Raw genomic sequence first — 17,509 nt, forward strand, 5'->3', positions numbered from 1 at the left:
TTTACAAAGTTTAGTATATTTTTACCTTCATATTGTTCCATATCTTAATGTTTTAAAGCATTAAAATACGGATTTTAAATTAATAACTCAATAATTATTTATTGTTAACAGATTCTTTTGCCATGATTGATTAATAAAACAAAGCATTGACCTTAAATTCAAAAATCAGCAAAAAAATACTTTATAAGGAATCTTTAAATAAAGCTCCTTTACAAACTTAAGTTTACAACACCTAATTTACTACTATTTATAAAACTAAAATATATACTTTTTTTGCTTGGAAATTCCTTTATAAGCTTATTAGAGCAACATTTAATTATATAATGGATAAGAATTAAAGCTTTAAATACAATTACAATGAAAAATATTACAAACTTTTTGTAAAGTGCAAAAAAAGTATTAGTTCTAGTCTGTTTAATAGTAGCAGCATATCACTTCTATATATACATTTGTAATGTAGTTAAGATTATTTTGAGTTAGTCACATAATTTAGTCGAAAGATGATTATTTATGTAGTTTACTAGGGGCTTGGATTGAATTCTTTGCCCCTAGGTTTTTTAGTAAACATTATATCGTTTCAATTTTTCCCTTCAAGAGAAAGTAATTTTTTATCTTAAAATAACTTTTATACCAAAATCCCCTTTTTTAAATGTTAATTTTTATAATTGGCTATTTCGTCTTAACGCCTGTAGTATTAATCAATAAAATTTTCTATTATGTTTTTGGGAATTTTCAAATGAAAAAATTCATGTACTTTTGCATAACTTAAATCATCCGTCTATGATACATTCTATGACAGGTTATGGAAAATCTGTACTGCAATTACCAACTAAAAAGTTAACCATAGAGCTTAAGTCACTTAATAGTAAGAACCTTGATATAAACTCACGAATGCCCTCTATCTATAGAGAAAAAGAATTAGCGATTAGAAAATTGCTTGCTAATGAACTGTTACGTGGTAAAATAGATTTTTCCATTTATGTTGAAACTACTGCCGAAGACACCTCAACTCAAATAAACACTCCTGTTGTTAAGCAGTACATACAACAACTAAGTCAAGTTGTTGATGGTGACGATATTGAGCTTCTTAAAATGGCAGTTCGATTTCCAGATGCATTAAATACAGTACGTGAGGAGATTAATGAAAATGAATGGCAACTGATTGAAGCTGAAATCAAAAAAGCCATCGATGACTTAAATGACCACCGATTGGATGAAGGTAAGGTTTTGGAGTCCGATTTTAGAAATAGGGTAAATACTATTGACACCATACTAGAAGAGGTTGTTAAAATGGATCCCGAGCGAGTTCAAGGGGTTAGGGAGCGACTACATAAAAGTGTTGAAGAATTAAAAGACAAGTTTGACGAAAACCGCTTTGAGCAGGAACTTATTTTTTATATTGAAAAATTGGACATTACAGAAGAAAAGGTGCGCTTAAAAAACCATTTAAATTATTTTATAGAGTGCTTAAACTCCAGTGACTCCAACGGCAAAAAGTTAGGGTTTATTAGTCAGGAAATAGGTCGGGAAATTAACACCATTGGCTCTAAAAGCAATTATGCCCCCATGCAGCAATTGGTGGTTCAAATGAAGGATGAGCTCGAAAAAATAAAGGAGCAATTATTGAATGTTCTTTAAGTAATAACTTCTCAAGTATAAATTTAAATCTTTAGTGGAAAGCAACAGTTCTAAAAAAGGTAAACTAATTGTGTTTTCAGCACCTTCTGGTTCTGGAAAAACAACTATTGTAAGGCATTTATTGGGTATAGACCACTTAAATTTAGAGTTCTCTATATCGGCAACTTCCCGTACCAAACGAGGTGAGGAAATAGATGGAAAGGATTATTATTTTCTATCTGCTGAGGAATTTAAAAACAAAATAAAGAATGAGGATTTTCTAGAATGGGAAGAAGTATATCGTGATAACTTTTACGGTACTTTGAAAACTGAGGTTGAACGTATTTGGGCCAAGGGCAAACATGTTATTTTTGATATTGACGTTTCTGGCGGATTACGTATTAAACGTAAATTCCCAGAACAGACCATTGCCATTTTTGTAAAACCCCCAAGCATAGACGAACTTAAAATACGCTTAAAAAAACGTAAGACCGAGAGTGAAGACAAAATAAACATGCGCGTTGCCAAAGCTTCAGCCGAACTGGCCACAGCACCTTTATTTGACGTGATTATTGAAAACGACAACCTAGAGAAAGCCCTTCAAGAGGCTGAAACACTAATAGGTGATTTTGTAAATTCTTAAATTTCTGTAAATGAAAGTTGGCTTATTTTTTGGCTCGTTTAATCCCATACATGTGGGCCATTTAGTGATTGCCAACCACATGGTAGAGTACAGTGATTTAGATCAGGTTTGGTTTGTAGTGACACCGCAAAGTCCCTTTAAAAAGAAAAGCAGTTTACTAAACAATTACCAACGCTTGGAAATGGTATACCGTGCCACACAAGATTATACCAAACTTAAACCTAGCGATATTGAATTTAATCTACCCCAGCCCAACTACACCATCAATACACTGGTACATTTACAGGAAAAATATCCAGATTACACCTTTGCCTTAATTATGGGTGAGGATAATTTAAAGAGTTTCCATAAATGGAAAAACTTCGAGCTTATTTTAGAAGAGCACCATTTATATGTGTACCCCCGAATTTCTATAGATGCAACTGAAAACCAATTTCACCAACACGATAAAGTACATTTTATTGATGCCCCCATCATGGAAATCTCCTCTACATTTATACGCCAATCCATTAAAGCAGGAAAACTTGTTAAACCCATGCTGCCAGATCATGTTTGGTCGTATTTGGATGAAATGAATTTTTATAAATAAGCTTCACCGTTTTAGCTTTTGATTATATAAAAAACCGCTTAAAGCATGACACTTTAAACGGCTTTTCAACTAAATAACCAACCAAAATATGTTTAACTTCTTATGTTTTCCCTTGGATTAGACACTTTATCTTTTCTAGACTTACGCATTTTACCTGTTGTCCCGGTATTGGTATCGCCTTTTGTTTTAGCAGTTTTTAAATACTGTATATAGCCCCTGCCTTCAAATTCATATATCGTCTCCGATGCTGGGTGGAACAACTCTATCTTTCCATCATTTATAACGCTTAATTCAAAATATTCATTGTCGAAATAATCATAATCTAATGTTAAAGTTTTTAGGTACATATTGTTCGTTACATCACCTACACTATAAATACCCGTATAATCCCATATTAAATTGGCTGGTTCCCTACCAAAATCATCTTGTGAGCTTCTAAATTCGGAGTCATTACCTCCAGCCAAAAACTGTAAATAGTTTTCATTATCAAATTCATTTAAGACTCCATACTCACTGGTATAAGTCTTTTCCCAAGCTTCGTACTCCTGCAGGAAATAATGAATGTTATCGTAGAATACAAAATCGTAATCGAAGTTACTACGTTGGTAACCCTCTAAAAAGTAAGAGGTATCATTATTAGGGTTATACAACTCTATGGTATTGTTATCTATTTGATACACATCAAAAGTTTCAAATCCGTCAATATCGTGATGCACATCTAAAATCATATCATAGGCATTATACTCACCTACATCAATACCAAATCCGTTTCCGGTATCTCCTAATCCAACTATATTATTATTGGCATATAGTATGCCATTTCTAAATGAAATGGTGAACGCCTTTTGTAAGAATGGGGTTTCGCCATAGCCAATTGTTCTATTTATATCGACATACCACAATTCATGTGAAGTTAGTAATTGATGAATCGAAATTCCTGGATCATCTTCAACAATCACTTCAGTATAACATGAGGTAAACAAGGTTGCTATTAACGATAGGCTTAAGAGTAATTTTGCAGTCTTCATAATCAAACATTTTTTGAGTTTCTGTTTAAGCAATTCCAAAACACGTGCCAAAAATTAATTTAAGTATGAATCATAACTTCAACCATAAGCATTATTTTGCTTATTTTTGAATTTAACAATCCTTGTTTTATATGGAAAACTCCTTAAAGTATGCTGTTTTCGGGGCAGGTAGTTGGGCTACTGCCATAGTAAAAATGTTATGCGAAAATTTAAATGAAGTGGGGTGGTACATGCGTAGTGCATATACCAAAGAACATCTATTAAAGGAACAGCATAATCCTAATTACTTGAGTTCGGTTGAATTTCATTTGGAACAGCTAAAGCTAAGCAACAACATTAACGAGATAGCCAACTATGCCGATGTATTAATTTTTGTAATTCCTTCAGCCTTTATTTACAGTGAACTTAAAAAGCTTGATGCAGACATTTCCAACAAAACAATAGTATCGGCAGTTAAAGGAATTGTTCCTGAAAGTGGATTATTGGTGGGCGAACATTTCAACGAAACTTACAACATTCCTTTCCAAAATATTGCCGTAATAGCTGGGCCATGCCATGCCGAAGAAGTTGCTTTAGAACGCTTATCTTATCTTACCATTTCCTGTGCTGACGCAAATAAGGCAAAGGCAATAGCTAAAAACTTATCTAGTGATTATATAAAAACTAAAATTAGTGACGACATTATAGGTGTGGAATATGCCGTAATGCTTAAAAACATCTATGCCATTGCAGCAGGAATAGCTCATGGGTTAGGTTATGGCGATAATTTCCAGAGTGTATTAATGAGTAATTCCATTAGGGAAATGAAACGTTTTATTAAAAAAATGCACAAAATAAAGCGTAACATCAATAACTCGGCCTATTTAGGGGATTTATTGGTTACGGGTTACTCTACTTTTTCAAGAAACCGTATGTTTGGCAATATGATTGGTAAAGGGTATACCGTAAAAAGCGCCATGATGGAAATGAATATGGTTGCTGAAGGCTATTATGCTACAAAAAGCGCCCATTTACTTAACCAAAAAAATATTAATAAAACGAAACTCCCTATTATTAATGCCGTTTATGGCATTCTTTATGAAAACAAAAACCCTAAAAAAGTATTTAAAAAACTAACTGAAAAATTGGATTAACCTATGAGGTTTGGTCTCTTTAGCATTTTTTTACTTATTACAATATTAAGTTGTAACTCAAAGAAAACTATTGAGCTAAATGTTATAGCAGGGCCAATAGATGCCAAGGTAAATGGTTCTATTTTGGAAGGTGCATCAGTATTAAATGATTTAAGTCGATTTGTTTGGGGTGGCAGTGTGGTTAAAGGTGATGACAACAAATACCACATGCTTTACAGTACTTGGGAATGTGGCGATTCGCTTCCTGCTTTTGGCCAATCTTGGGTACTACATTCCAAAATTGCTTATGCCGTTTCCGATTATCCCGATAGGGATTTTAAATTTCAAAAAATAGTTTTAGAAGGCAAGGCGTTAACAGGAGATTCTCTAGCTTGGGATGCACAGATGGTACACAATCCGCATATTAAAAAGTTTAACAATACATACTATCTTTACTACATAGGTTCTCGTGATCCGGGAATACAAGCAGAAGGTTCTCCAGGCTATAACCTAAGCAAGCGGGACCGTGTGCAGCAAAATCAGAAGATAGGGGTTATTACTTTTGATGATTTTAATCAATTATTAACTGGAAATTTTAAGCGCCCAGAAACACCTTTGCTATCGCCTCGAACTCGAGTTAAACCTAATAATATTGTAAACCCTTCGCCCGAAGGCACCATAACCAAACCCGACAATATTATTGTTGTTAATCCTTCAGTTGTGCAACGTCCATCCGATGGCAAATACTTGCTGTATTTTAAAGGTAATATATACACCCCCAATTGGCGCGGCGTGCATGGAGTAGCCATATCTGATAGCCCAACAGGCCCGTTTGTTCCATTAGATAATTATGTTTTCGACATAAAGATGGACGATGGTTCTATAGCTTCAGCAGAAGATCCCTATGTGTGGTACCACAACTTGCACCAAAAATTCTATGCGGTTTTTAAAGACTTTACAGGGCGCATTACAGATGATGAACCTGCGTTGGCGATTTTAGAGTCGGTTGATGGTATCGTTTGGTCTAAACCTGAAAAGCCATTGTTTATGAAAAAGGAAGTAGTGCTTAAATTAGGCGACACCATAAAGGTCAAGAACTTAGAGCGCCCACAATTATTGTTTGATGACAATGGTTTTCCAACCACTTTATACTGTGCTTCAGCTTTAGTTCATGTAGGCAATCTTAAGGATGGTAGTACGTTTAATGTGCAAATACCTCTTAAACCCCAACAAAATAAAAAATAATCTCTGATTTACTATTTAACCAAGACTCCTTTTTCTGTCATTAAGGGTATAGGCTGTAATGCTTTGATGTTAATGGTGTTTTTTCTAAACAAGTAGGTCTTGTCGAACATTCGATTACCTTCAAAAAAAGAAACTTTAAAGGTATTATTAAGTGCAAACAATTCCTCCTGCATGAGTTCAATTTTGGCATAACTCTTTTTGGGCAATACATCGATACGCTTTCTAAATACCGAAGTGGTTTTATCTTGGGAATAGCCACTGGTAACGATAATGACCATCTCTAAATCAACCTCTTTATCATTAATAATATAGGCATTCCAATCATATGTATTATAGATGTTGTTAAACTCATTCACTACAGCAACAAAAACGCCTTCAACTTTAGGAATTTCAATATCCTTTTTCATTAAACATAAATTATAAGCTTCAAAAATAATTCATTTCAGTATTATAAAGGTTATCTTTATAATATTGATTATGAAAGCTATATTCTTTTATGAATAGCACTTTAGAACTAAAGGATATTATAAATGCTAAATCTCGAATTTCGGGTTTAGTTAATGAAACTCCTATACTAACTTCATCATTATTAAATACTTGGCTAGGACATACCATTTATTTCAAAGCTGAAGGCTTCCAAAAGATAGGAGCATTTAAAGCTCGTGGTGCCTGTAACACCATAGCTTGGCTAATTGAAAATCATCACACCCCGAAACATTTTGTTGCCAACAGTTCCGGGAACCATGCCCAAGCAGTCGCTTGGGCGGCGAATCGTTTTGATATTCCTGCTACCATATACATGCCAGACTATTCGTCTAAAGTAAAAATACAGGCTACAAAAGCCTATGGCGCGCAAGTTATTTTATGTGAAACCAGGCAAGAGGCAGATGATTTGGTGAAACGAGCTTCAGAAAACCCAGACACTTATTGGATTCCTCCTTATAATCATGAACAAGTTATCTGCGGTCAAGGCACAGTCGCTTTAGAGGCCATGAATAGCATTGGAGAAGTTGATGCGGTATTTGGGCCTTGTGGCGGTGGTGGTTTGTTATCTGGATCTTTGATAGCTTCTAGAGGTTTATCCAAAAACATAAAAGTAATTGGTGCTGAACCTTTGGCTGGAAATGATGCTGCTGAATCCTTGCGAAAAAACAGTATTCAACGGTTATCTTCTGCGCCCAATACTTTAGCAGATGGTGCCATGACCTTAGCGGTAGGTGATATTACTTTTGAATACTTAAAACAACTTGACGATTTCTATGAGATCACTGAAGACACTATCATTTATTGGACACAATGGCTCACCCATTTACTTAAATCGCGGATTGAACCCACTAGTGCATTGGGAATGGAAGCTGCTTTTCAATGGTTACAAAAACAAAAGGGCAAAAAAACTGTTTTAATTATCCTTTCAGGTGCCAATATAGATCAAGCTACTACAAACAAAATATGGCAAAATGATTGCTTAACAACCGAACCTTTTAAGCTTTAAAAAATTATAGTGCACTCTTAAATTGCTCCAAAAAGCGTACATCGTTTTCACTTAGCAAACGAATATCACTTATTTGATGCAACAATAAAGCAATGCGATCTATACCCATACCAAAGGCAAAACCAGAGTATTCTTTAGAATCGATGCCGCAGTTATCCAAAACATTGGGGTCTACCATACCACAGCCCATAATTTCCAACCAACCTGTTCCTTTGGTCATTTTATAATCGGTTTCGGTTTCCAATCCCCAATACACATCTACTTCGGCACTAGGTTCGGTAAATGGAAAATAAGATGGGCGTAAACGTATTTTACTTTTACCAAACATTTCGGTTGTAAAATGCTGTAAGGTTTGTTTCAAATCGGCAAAACTAACATCCTTGTCAATATAAAGTCCCTCAACTTGATGGAAAAAACAATGCGACCGTGCCGATATGGCTTCATTTCTATAAACCCTACCCGGAGAAATGGTACGTATAGGTGGTTTATTGTTTTCCATGTAACGTACCTGTACCGAACTGGTATGGGTACGTAACAAAATATCTGGATTGGTTTGAATAAAAAAAGTGTCCTGCATATCTCGTGCAGGGTGGTATTCTGGTAAATTTAAAGCAGTAAAATTATGCCAATCGTCCTCTATTTCTGGACCTTCACTTACATTAAATCCAATACGCGAAAAAATATCAATAATTCGATTCTTTACAATGGAAATAGGATGACGAGCACCCAACGGCATTGGCTCGCCAGGGCGCGATAAATCCCCATAAACGCCCTTCTCTTCTTCTTTGCTTTCAAATTCTGCCTTTAAGGTATTGACTCTATCTTCAGCTGTGTTTTTTAGCTGATTAATAATTTGTCCAAATTCCCTTTTTTGATCGTTTGCAACATTTTTTAATTCCCCATAAAACTCCTTTAAAAGTCCTTTAGAACCTAAATATTTTATTCTAAAGGCTTCTACTTCTTCTTTAGATTGGGCTTTAAAGACTTCTACTTCGGCAATAAGTTCTTTTATCTTATCTATCATGACATCTCTCTTGTACTGATTCTTTCTCCAGTATTCAAAATATTGAGGGCAAATTTAATGAAAATATTGGCATAACTGGAAACTATACATAGAAGTGTTCTGAAAGCTTCCTAATATCAATCTATAAACTCTGTTTCTAAAAAATAGTTAACAATGGCTTCTTTCATTAAAACACTTTGTTCCCCTGCTTTTAAAAAAGGAAGCTCAGCTTTTGCCCTGTAATGCGGCCAGCCATCATCATCAACGAAATCAAGTTCGTAATAGCCATAAGGGGTTAAAAGTTTACATATAGCTATATGCATGAGATCTAACTTTTGGTCTTTTTTAAAGCTTCTATGAAGTTGTCCCAGTTCCTGAACGCCTATTAAATAAATAATGGCATCAATATCTAATAAATCTCCATCAGCAAATTGACTAGATAGCTTTTTGACTACCATTTCCCATCGTTCCTTTAATTGTTGATCTCTAGACATAGCTTATTAAATTTCAAAGTCCAAAGTTAAGAAAGCTATTGATCTATTTTAAGATATGGTATTAAAAAAGAATTTATACATATATTTACATCATGAGTTTTTTAGATATTGTTATAGTTGTTTTAATATTATTTGGCATTATTAATGGCTTTATAAAAGGACTCTTTGTTGAAGTTGCTTCTATAGTTGCGCTAATTGCTGGTGTTTATGGTGCTGTACATTTTAGCAATTTTGCAGCCAAATTTTTATCTGAAAGAGTCGAGTGGGATGAAAAAACCATAAACATTACTGCCTTTGCCATCACTTTTATTATTATTGTTTTAGCTATTACTCTAGCTGGCAAGGCTTTAACTAAACTTGCTAATTTAGCAGCACTAGGCCTTTTAAACCGTTTATTAGGAGCAATTTTTGGCGGATTTAAATACGCATTAATTATAAGTGTCCTTCTAATTATTTTTGATAAGGTAAACAATAGCGTGTCATATATGAGTGATGATGATTTAGAGAAATCGGTACTCTACAAACCTGTTAAGTCATTAATTCCATTAATCTTGCCTTCTATTATTGAAACTGTTGAAGAAAAAACTTCTTTAGATAGTGAAATTGTCTAAAGGGCTTTAATATCATCATTAACTACCCAGCCCGTTTTGCCATCCGTAAGTTTTATTTTTTTCCAATCATTAATGGTATCCAAAATTTGGACTTTTGCCCCCTCATGCAATCTAAATAATTCTTCACTTCGGGAATTAGGTTCACTTTTCACCTTACTTTCTGACACAAAAACTATAGCAGGTCTGTCTTTTTTATCCAAATTATATTTATGGAATGCCAAGGCTATTGAAATAAAGAAAAAGAGTAAAGACATCATACTGGACATAAAGGTAATACGTTTTTTTAAAGACCCATAAGAAAAATAGTAAACTAAAAACAGGATTACAAAACAAAACACAAAAACCACAGTGGTTTTTGCCCAACTATCAAAACTAAAATAATGGGTAATATTATTTAATATTTTGACAAATCCGGTTTCAGGAATAATGTCTATATCGTCTATTGTCATATTTTTTGCGAATGCCAAATTATTTTTTATGTCTTCATCGTTTGGCGATAATTGTAAAGCTTTTTCATAAAAGTAAATACTTGGTGCTATGTTATTCAATTTATAATGGGCATTGCCCAAATTAAAGTATAACTCGGCAGAGTGTTTTCCAGAACCTAAAATGCGATTATAAATATCAATAGATTCAGCATATTTCCCATCATTATAAAGGGTATTGGCTTCATTAAATAACACTTCGTTTTGAGCCATTGTATTGATGCTCAACAAAACCGTTATGATGTATAAAATGTATCGCATGTTAACGTGCCTGTTTATCTATTAATGTTATTGTTTTTGCTGCTTTATTATAATCGTCTTGCATGGTTACTGTGGTAATTGGTGTATAACGTGCCAACTCACAACTCTCTAAAATAGTGTTGAAACCTGTAATTACTTCAGCATCTACTCCCTTATCCTTTAACAAAGCCTTGATTCTATCCTTACTTAATTCACTTGTTTCAATATGTAATTTAGCCTTAAGGTAATTATGCAAAGCTTTTTCTAGAGCAATGTAAAAGGCTTCTTTTTTCCCAAGTTCTCTCTTGGCCTTACCCAAATACTTTCTAGCTAACTTATCTGCCTGTCTTATTCTGTTTCCAAACACGTCCGCTGCCATGTCTTTTTTCTTTTTTCTAATTACCATAGCCAATGGAATAGCTAAAAAAGGCAAAAGCACTAATAACCAAAATAATTTAGTTTTAAAGAAATGTGCTGTGCTTATTGCAGTAAAACTAGTTTTAGTTTTTATGAACTTAAACTGATCATTATTTAAAACAATGCGTTGTTTTATATTATTATCTGAGACTACATTGTTGTTCCCATTGCTAGAGTTTATTGGACCGTCCAAAACATCGATAATTATTTCTTCAGAAGAAAGACGTTTATAGCTTTCCGTTTCTAAATCAAAATAAGAAAACGAGATACTTGGTATGGGGTACTTACCCTTATATTGCGGTACGATAGTATAGTTATCGCTAATACTGCCTTGCATACCCTCTAAATTGGTCCTAACACTTTCTGAGTGTTCTGGTTCATAAACTTCCAATGAACTAGGTAAAGAAATTTTAGGTAGATTAAACAGTTTTAAGTTTCCTTTACCACTCACCTCAACCTTGGCCTGTAAGGATTCCGTAGCATCCAACTGGGTTTTAGAGGTTGTTACTTTAAACGAGAAGTCGCCAACGGCTCCAGTAAAGTCAACAGGTTTACCTGCTTCTGGTAAGGCTTTTACATCAATGATTCTTTTGCTACTAACAGCAGTTGTATTTAAACGGGTCATGATGCGGCTTCCAAAAATATCTCGTCTATTGGTTGGTACAGACACCACTACATTCAAGCTTAGCGGTTCAATATCCAATTTACCGGTTTTTTGAGGGTATAAAACCAGCTTTTTGCATACTATATAATTATAGTCTTCTCCATTATAGGAGCCTTTTTCCATTTTTAATTCCTTTAACTTAATTTCCTGGTTCCAAAAATCATTAAACTGTGGGTTATCCAAGACATTTACGTCATAAGGATTAATACTGGGTGCCAAATACAACTTGTAAATTACCGTTATGGCTTCATTTAAATACGGACTGGTTTTAGATATTTCTGCAACTAAATGGATGTTTTCTGAAGCAATATAATTAGGGTCATTAGGGTCTTTTGGCTTTTCTACAGCAGCCGTAACAGTAATATCTATTGGTATGGTTTTAAAGGTTTCGTCATCAATTGTTATCGATGCCTGGCCTATGGTAAAATCTCCACGTTTTTTTGGCGCTAAAACATAACTATATATTTTTTTATATGTTCTCTTACCATTGATCCAGGAATTACTAACCGATTGGTTAGGGCCACCAACAATAGTAAAGCCAGAAAAACCAGGCGGATTAAAATTATCACCATCTTGATTCATTTCAAAATCGACACGTAAGCGTTCGTTTATCCCAAGTGTTTTCTTGCTAACCTTAGCTTCAAATGTTACTTGCGAAAAAGTAAACGATGTAACTAAAAGCAATAATAAAATAAGTATGTTTTTGATACTATTCATGATTATTAACGAACAACGATTAACGACTTTTGAAATTTGAATTATTGTTCTTAGATGTTTTTATGCTAGCTACAAAAATTGAAATTAACTGATTGTTTTCGTCTATAGCTTTATTTATATGTACTTCATTTCCAAGAAAAAGATTAGATTTTTTAATTATTCTCAAGCAATTAAATGATTCTCTTAACTCCTTTAGACAAATTCTCATTTTATGAACAAAATCTTTATGGGATTCAGCACTTCTAGCCTCTCCATAATTTAATGCTGGAGAACCCGAAGATCGTATTAATTGGTTTCCATAATAATTACCTGCATAATTATTTTTCACATGCTCAGTAATATCTATTATATCAACGGCAAAATCAATTATTCTATCTTCTAGGTCATTAGTTTTCATTTGTTCATTAAAAGAATTCAATTATAAATTCTGAAATCGTTAATTGTTAATCTAAACTCTTAACTCTCTACCAATCTTTCTCTGTCTTAATTTTTATGCCTTTTTGCTTTTCGGCATTTATTTTATCCTGAACTTTCTGTTCTTGATTATTCATGGCCTCCAATAAACTTTTTACTTGTTGAGGCGATAATTGACCAGGTTGTGGTTTAGGCTGTTGTGGCTGTTCCTTTTCTTTTTCTCCTTTCTTGCCCTTATCCTGATTTTCGTCTTTGGGCTTTCCGTCTTCATCTTTTTGGTCTTCGCCATCTTTTTTATCGTCTTCGCCCTCTTGGTCCTCATTGTTTTCTTCTTTATTATCGCCTTCTTGATCTTTTTTGTCCTGCTGATCCTTTTGATCCTGTTTTTGATCTTTTTTGTCCTCGTTTTTATCTTTATTTTCGTCGTCTTTATTCTGGTCTTGTTGGTCCTTTTGTTGTTCGGCACAAATCTTGGCCAAGCCAAGGTTATAACGTGTTTCATCATCCATAGGATTATTTCTTAATGCATTTTTATAGGCTTCAACTGCTTCCTTACACTTCTTATTTTGCATTAAAATGTTTCCTATGTTATGATAAGCCTTATGCTTTTCTGACTTGGAACTAGTATGTTTAATAGCTTCTTGATGGCGAAACAATGCTTCCTCAAAATTCCCATTTTCGTAATACGAGTTCCCAAGATTGTAATTCCCCGTAACTGTTGATTGTTGTTCTGAAATCGCTTTTCTATAAGCCATCTCTGCTTCAACAAAATTTTTATCTACAAGTTTATTTCCTTCATAAACATAGTTATTGGCTTTCTTTAAGGCTAACTTCTGGGATTTGTCAAGCTCTTGGGAACTGGAAATCCCAATACTAAACAAAAACACTATATAAATTATCTTCTTCATTTTTTAAGAATCTCTTTAAGCAAGATATAAAACCCTCTTTTTTTGTGCGTTAAAAAATTTATAAAATTATAGGTTCTCATTAAACAAGTTTAATTTTTTTAACCACTCCGTTTTTCGTTCCAAAAGGAAGATGTCTAACACTAAAAAGAAAATGGCAAAACCTAAAAACCATTGGAACTGAGATTTAAAATCGGAAAACTGCTTGGCTTCAAACTCAGTTTTATCCATATTATTTAATATCTCTCTAATGCTTTCAACGACATCATTGGTGTTTTTACCATTTATGTATGCCCCGTTAGCAGCTTGAGCTATATTTTGAAGGGTTTCTTCATTTAATTTGGTGATTACAGTTTCACCTTCATTGTTCTTTTTATAGCTTATAACAATACCATTTTTCTTCTCTGGAATAGGGCCGCCTTTAACATCACCCACACCAATAGTAAAGATTCTAATTCCTGCTTCATGCGCTTCCTCTGCTACTGGAGCAGCTGCCTCGCTATGGTCTTCACCATCTGAAATAATGATTAAAACCCTATTAGTCTGCTCTTCATCATCATAATAGGTTATGGCCAACTTAATAGCCTCGTTAATTGCTGTTCCCTGTGAAGACAACATGTCGGTGTTCATGTTTTGCAAAAACATTTTGGCCGCTGCATAATCTGTTGTAATAGGCAACTGCGGAAATGCTTTGCCAGCATAGGCTATAATACCAATGCGGTCGCTCGCCAAGTTATTTACAATTTGAGTGACCAGTTGCTTTGCTTTTTCCAATCGGTTTGGGGCTATGTCTTCGGCCAACATACTTTTAGAAACATCTATAGCAAAAACAATATCGACGCCTTCTCGTTTAACAGTTTCTAATTTTGTGCCTACTTTTGGATTTACCATTGCAATAGCAATACATGCAAAGACTAAACAAATGACAGCTATTTTTAACACCGATTTAAATAATGATTTATTAGGGCTTAGTCTTTTTAACAGGGTCTTATCTGCAAATTTCTTTTGGGTATTGTGCTTCCAAAGTTGCAATACCAAAAAGCATAACACAATTATAGGAATGACTCCTAAAATCCAAAACCATATTTTTTCTTCTAATTGCATCTTTCTAAAATTCCAATATTAAAACTCCAAATCCCTAAACTATTTTTTTGTTTTATTATATAAAGCTTCTAAAAACAGTAAAGCGAATCATCAGCTCCAATAGCAATAAAAAACCAGCAAAAAGTACTAAGGGCCTGTACTTTTCTTCATAGTTATAAAACTTAAATTCTTCTATATCTGTTTTTTCAAGTTTGTTGATTTCGTCATAAATATCTTTTAGCTTTTTATTATCGGTTGCCCTAAAATATTTGCCTCCCGTTGCATCGGCTATTTCCTTTAAAAGAGCTTCGTCTATTTCAACCTGAATTCTACGATACTGGAAATCTCCAGTTCTAGGATCTCTTGCCACAGGCGATAATGCCATACCGTTAGTACCAATACCAATGGTATATGTTTTTATGCCATATTCCACAGCCAATTCACTGGCTATTTTAGGATCTATAAATCCTGAATTATTAACACCATCTGTCAATAAAATAATAACCTTGCTCTTTGCTTTGCTATCCTTTAACCTATTTACGGCAGTCGCCAAACCCATGCCAATAGCCGTTCCGTCTTCAATAATATTGTTGTATTTTATACTATTTAATGAACGAAGTACAATGGCTTTATCGCTCGTAATAGGTGTTTTGGTATAACTTTCACCTGCATATTCCACTAATCCAATTCGGTCATTCGGTCTACCTTTTATAAAATCGGCAGCAACTTTTTTTAAGGCTTCCAGTCTGTTTGGTAACAGATCTTTAGCTAACATACTTCCAGAAACATCTATAGCCATAACTATATCTATCCCTTTGGTAGTTTTTGTTTTTGTAGAAACATCAACCGTTTGTGGCCTAGCCAATGCTGTAATTAATAGTACTAATGACAAAAGCCTTAGAACAAAAAGCGCGTGTTTGAATTTTGGTAACCAAGATGCAGTAGTTTTAAACCCTTTTAAGCTGGATATTTTAAGCTCAGGGGTTAGTTTGTTGCGCTTTACTAAGTGCCACAGGATTACTACAGGTAACACCAACAACAACCAAAAAAACTCTTTATTTAAAAATTCAATACCTTCTAACATTTATGCTTCTTCAGGTTTTAGTTCTATTGAGTTTAAAATGCGTTCAATAATCTGGTCGGCATATACGTCGTCTAACGGATAGGTAATCATAATTTGCTGAATCACATTTTCTGAAATAAAATGTAACATGACATAATTGGCTTCAACAAAATTACCTGTTTTAAGCACATCGAATTTTAAAGTACCATAGGTTTTGACTCCTTCTGCTCCATTAGGTGTCGCAAACTCATTATTGAATGTTATTATATCTTTTGCTCCTTGAGCTTCTAAACCCTTTAAGCTCTCTTCTATTGTCTTTTCAATATCTATCCCATCTTTTGGAGGCTTACTTAATAACGTGGTATTAACAACAACACTAAATTCATCTAGTAGTGTACCATAAGCAAATAAAGTCATACTCATTTGTTGCTTTAACTCGTTTGGCAATGAAACCTCAGTTCTTTTTAAAACCTTAGGAGTAGAAATGGTTACTGGGGGCACCCCATATTGGCTAGTTATCCAATCGCCTTCTAATAATTCTTTGCTGTCATGCCCAATAATGGTATCCTTTACATAATTAAAACCGTATTTAAGTGAAAAGCCAATAAAAGACATTATGAGCAATGATATACCAACTACTGTTGTAGCCATAATTTTACGGCGTTTTTTCTTTCTCGCAAGCTCTTCTCTATATTTCTCATCCAACAACTTTTCTTCTTCTGTTGGTTCTGGCAAGACTTCTTTTACATGGTCAATCTCAGTATCTATCGTATTTCGGTCCAATTCAGCTAAAGCAATATCTGGAATAGACTTGGCAAACTTTACCAAATCGGCACGTCGTAATATACTTTCTATATTTTTTATGGTGTCTTGGCTTAAATCTATTTGATTCCCTTCCCTTAATAACCGTAGCCTGCTTATCAATTCTTCGGTAGTACTTTCCAAGGAATGATCGTATACCTTTTCATCTAAATATTTTCTAATGATAAGTGTTAGTTCTGAATAGTATTCTTTCAGTTCAGCCTGCTCTAAATAATGACTTTCATCTAATTTTTTTAGAGCTAGTTTAGCTCTGTCATAAGGCGGTAACAAGGCTATTTTTTGTTCTTCGGTCAAAGGTTTTTGCCGCCAAATAAACCAATACATTAAAAAGGCAATAACACCAACTATCAGTAGGGTTATCAAAACATACTTCCACCAATTGCTCCCTTTCTTTTTAACCTCAATTATTGGTTTAATATCATAAAGCCCCTGTTTGGTTGTATCTACAACAACATTGTTAACCTCAACTTTTAATGAATCGGTGAAAAAGGGCTTATCCCCTACAAGTATTTTTTGGCTTGGAATAGTATATGCCCCAGAGTCGAATTGAGTTAGGGCATATTTTTTAATCAGGTTGTATTTATCGCTATTTTTAATAGTGTCAATCCTGTAAGACTCTATCATTTCCAATGGTGAAAAGGTTTGCCCTTCGGGGAAAACTACCATGTTTGTTGTATCGGTTTCAACTTCAACTTTATAGGTAATCTGTTCTCCTATTGTAATGGAAGTGGAGTCTATTGATGATGTAACTTGACCAAATGAGAATAAAGAACAAAGAATAAAGAATACAGAAAACACGACCGATGACCGATGACCGATGACCGATGCTTTTATTCTCATAATTCGAAAATCGTAATTCATAAAT

Annotated in this window: 18 protein-coding genes; 7 read left to right on the forward strand and 11 right to left on the reverse strand. The window is 34.1% G+C overall.

Features of this window, described 5'->3' with window-relative positions:
• Positions 1-780 precede the first annotated feature (780 nt).
• From K7G79_RS11480 to nadD, 3 genes are read left to right on the forward strand one after another with little or no spacing between them, the layout of a single operon-like run.
• Positions 781-1,638, forward strand: coding sequence for a YicC/YloC family endoribonuclease (locus tag K7G79_RS11480; protein WP_223551729.1), 858 nt, complete (start codon positions 781-783; stop codon positions 1,636-1,638).
• A gap of 34 nt (positions 1,639-1,672) precedes the next feature.
• Positions 1,673-2,260, forward strand: a complete 588-nt coding sequence (gmk, locus tag K7G79_RS11485) for a guanylate kinase (protein ID WP_223551730.1) — start codon at positions 1,673-1,675, stop codon at positions 2,258-2,260.
• 10 nt (positions 2,261-2,270) lie between these two features.
• Positions 2,271-2,849, forward strand: coding sequence for a nicotinate (nicotinamide) nucleotide adenylyltransferase (nadD, locus tag K7G79_RS11490; RefSeq protein WP_223551731.1), 579 nt, complete (start codon positions 2,271-2,273; stop codon positions 2,847-2,849).
• 92 nt (positions 2,850-2,941) lie between these two features.
• Here nadD and K7G79_RS11495 read toward each other — a convergent pair whose 3' ends face one another.
• A complete protein-coding gene (locus tag K7G79_RS11495; RefSeq protein ID WP_223551732.1) occupies positions 2,942-3,877 on the reverse strand; it encodes a nicotinic acid mononucleotide adenyltransferase in 936 nt (311 codons plus the stop codon).
• Between the two features lie 131 nt (positions 3,878-4,008).
• On the opposite strand from K7G79_RS11495, the gene K7G79_RS11500 reads away from it, so the two are divergent.
• Positions 4,009-5,010, forward strand: a complete 1,002-nt coding sequence (locus K7G79_RS11500; protein WP_223551733.1) for an NAD(P)H-dependent glycerol-3-phosphate dehydrogenase — start codon at positions 4,009-4,011, stop codon at positions 5,008-5,010.
• A gap of 3 nt (positions 5,011-5,013) precedes the next feature.
• Positions 5,014-6,234, forward strand: a complete 1,221-nt coding sequence (locus K7G79_RS11505) for a glycoside hydrolase family protein (protein ID WP_223551734.1) — start codon at positions 5,014-5,016, stop codon at positions 6,232-6,234.
• A gap of 11 nt (positions 6,235-6,245) precedes the next feature.
• Here K7G79_RS11505 and K7G79_RS11510 read toward each other — a convergent pair whose 3' ends face one another.
• A complete protein-coding gene (locus K7G79_RS11510; protein ID WP_223551735.1) occupies positions 6,246-6,641 on the reverse strand; it encodes a hypothetical protein in 396 nt (131 codons plus the stop codon).
• An 89-nt stretch (positions 6,642-6,730) separates the two neighbouring features.
• Here K7G79_RS11510 and K7G79_RS11515 point away from each other — a divergent pair, with 89 nt between their 5' ends.
• Positions 6,731-7,726, forward strand: a complete 996-nt coding sequence (locus K7G79_RS11515) for a serine/threonine dehydratase (protein WP_223551736.1) — start codon at positions 6,731-6,733, stop codon at positions 7,724-7,726.
• Positions 7,727-7,730: 4 nt separating this feature from the next.
• Here K7G79_RS11515 and pheS read toward each other — a convergent pair whose 3' ends face one another.
• Complete coding sequence (gene pheS / locus K7G79_RS11520) at positions 7,731-8,750, reverse strand: phenylalanine--tRNA ligase subunit alpha (protein WP_223551737.1); 1,020 nt, start codon at positions 8,748-8,750, stop codon at positions 7,731-7,733.
• Positions 8,751-8,866: 116 nt separating this feature from the next.
• A complete protein-coding gene (locus K7G79_RS11525; protein WP_223551738.1) occupies positions 8,867-9,223 on the reverse strand; it encodes a hypothetical protein in 357 nt (118 codons plus the stop codon).
• A gap of 92 nt (positions 9,224-9,315) precedes the next feature.
• On the opposite strand from K7G79_RS11525, the gene K7G79_RS11530 reads away from it, so the two are divergent.
• Positions 9,316-9,834, forward strand: coding sequence for a CvpA family protein (locus K7G79_RS11530; RefSeq protein ID WP_223551739.1), 519 nt, complete (start codon positions 9,316-9,318; stop codon positions 9,832-9,834).
• On the opposite strand, the gene K7G79_RS11535 is transcribed toward K7G79_RS11530, so the two are convergent.
• The 7 genes from K7G79_RS11535 to K7G79_RS11565 form a co-directional block, all read right to left on the reverse strand.
• Positions 9,831-10,580: a tetratricopeptide repeat protein gene (locus tag K7G79_RS11535; protein WP_223551740.1), complete on the reverse strand. Its 750-nt coding sequence runs from the start codon at positions 10,578-10,580 to the stop codon at positions 9,831-9,833. The genes K7G79_RS11530 and K7G79_RS11535 overlap by 4 nt on opposite strands.
• 1 nt (position 10,581) lies before the next feature.
• Positions 10,582-12,357 (reverse strand): BatD family protein, encoded by a 1,776-nt coding sequence (locus K7G79_RS11540; RefSeq protein ID WP_223551741.1) that lies wholly within the window; start codon positions 12,355-12,357, stop codon positions 10,582-10,584.
• Positions 12,358-12,376: 19 nt separating this feature from the next.
• Complete coding sequence (locus K7G79_RS11545) at positions 12,377-12,754, reverse strand: four helix bundle protein (RefSeq protein ID WP_223551742.1); 378 nt, start codon at positions 12,752-12,754, stop codon at positions 12,377-12,379.
• 67 nt (positions 12,755-12,821) lie between these two features.
• A complete protein-coding gene (locus K7G79_RS11550) occupies positions 12,822-13,679 on the reverse strand; it encodes a tetratricopeptide repeat protein (RefSeq protein WP_223551743.1) in 858 nt (285 codons plus the stop codon).
• Positions 13,680-13,745: 66 nt separating this feature from the next.
• Positions 13,746-14,780 (reverse strand): VWA domain-containing protein, encoded by a 1,035-nt coding sequence (locus K7G79_RS11555; protein ID WP_223551744.1) that lies wholly within the window; start codon positions 14,778-14,780, stop codon positions 13,746-13,748.
• Positions 14,781-14,835: 55 nt separating this feature from the next.
• Entirely contained in the window at positions 14,836-15,843 is a 1,008-nt protein-coding gene (locus tag K7G79_RS11560) for a VWA domain-containing protein (protein ID WP_223551745.1), read from the reverse strand.
• Positions 15,844-17,505, reverse strand: coding sequence for a BatD family protein (locus tag K7G79_RS11565; RefSeq protein ID WP_223551746.1), 1,662 nt, complete (start codon positions 17,503-17,505; stop codon positions 15,844-15,846).
• Between the last annotated feature and the right edge of the window lie 4 nt (positions 17,506-17,509).

Source organism: Aestuariivivens sp. NBU2969 (assembly GCF_019931125.1).
GTDB lineage: Bacteria > Bacteroidota > Bacteroidia > Flavobacteriales > Flavobacteriaceae > Aestuariivivens > Aestuariivivens marinum.

Bases quoted from the DNA above. Each gene is read 5' to 3' on its own strand.
- K7G79_RS11480 (WP_223551729.1), top strand. From the start codon at position 781: ATGATACATTCTATGACAGGTTATGGAAAATCTGTACTGCAATTACCA.
- nadD (WP_223551731.1), top strand. From the start codon at position 2,271: ATGAAAGTTGGCTTATTTTTTGGCTCGTTTAATCCCATACATGTGGGC.
- K7G79_RS11495 (WP_223551732.1), bottom strand. From the start codon at position 3,877: ATGAAGACTGCAAAATTACTCTTAAGCCTATCGTTAATAGCAACCTTG.
- K7G79_RS11500 (WP_223551733.1), top strand. From the start codon at position 4,009: ATGGAAAACTCCTTAAAGTATGCTGTTTTCGGGGCAGGTAGTTGGGCT.
- K7G79_RS11505 (WP_223551734.1), top strand. From the start codon at position 5,014: ATGAGGTTTGGTCTCTTTAGCATTTTTTTACTTATTACAATATTAAGT.
- K7G79_RS11510 (WP_223551735.1), bottom strand. From the start codon at position 6,641: ATGAAAAAGGATATTGAAATTCCTAAAGTTGAAGGCGTTTTTGTTGCT.
- K7G79_RS11515 (WP_223551736.1), top strand. From the start codon at position 6,731: ATGAATAGCACTTTAGAACTAAAGGATATTATAAATGCTAAATCTCGA.
- pheS (WP_223551737.1), bottom strand. From the start codon at position 8,750: ATGATAGATAAGATAAAAGAACTTATTGCCGAAGTAGAAGTCTTTAAA.
- K7G79_RS11525 (WP_223551738.1), bottom strand. From the start codon at position 9,223: ATGTCTAGAGATCAACAATTAAAGGAACGATGGGAAATGGTAGTCAAA.
- K7G79_RS11530 (WP_223551739.1), top strand. From the start codon at position 9,316: ATGAGTTTTTTAGATATTGTTATAGTTGTTTTAATATTATTTGGCATT.
- K7G79_RS11535 (WP_223551740.1), bottom strand. From the start codon at position 10,580: ATGCGATACATTTTATACATCATAACGGTTTTGTTGAGCATCAATACA.
- K7G79_RS11540 (WP_223551741.1), bottom strand. From the start codon at position 12,357: ATGAATAGTATCAAAAACATACTTATTTTATTATTGCTTTTAGTTACA.
- K7G79_RS11545 (WP_223551742.1), bottom strand. From the start codon at position 12,754: ATGAAAACTAATGACCTAGAAGATAGAATAATTGATTTTGCCGTTGAT.
- K7G79_RS11550 (WP_223551743.1), bottom strand. From the start codon at position 13,679: ATGAAGAAGATAATTTATATAGTGTTTTTGTTTAGTATTGGGATTTCC.
- K7G79_RS11555 (WP_223551744.1), bottom strand. From the start codon at position 14,780: ATGCAATTAGAAGAAAAAATATGGTTTTGGATTTTAGGAGTCATTCCT.
- K7G79_RS11560 (WP_223551745.1), bottom strand. From the start codon at position 15,843: ATGTTAGAAGGTATTGAATTTTTAAATAAAGAGTTTTTTTGGTTGTTG.
- K7G79_RS11565 (WP_223551746.1), bottom strand. From the start codon at position 17,505: ATGAATTACGATTTTCGAATTATGAGAATAAAAGCATCGGTCATCGGT.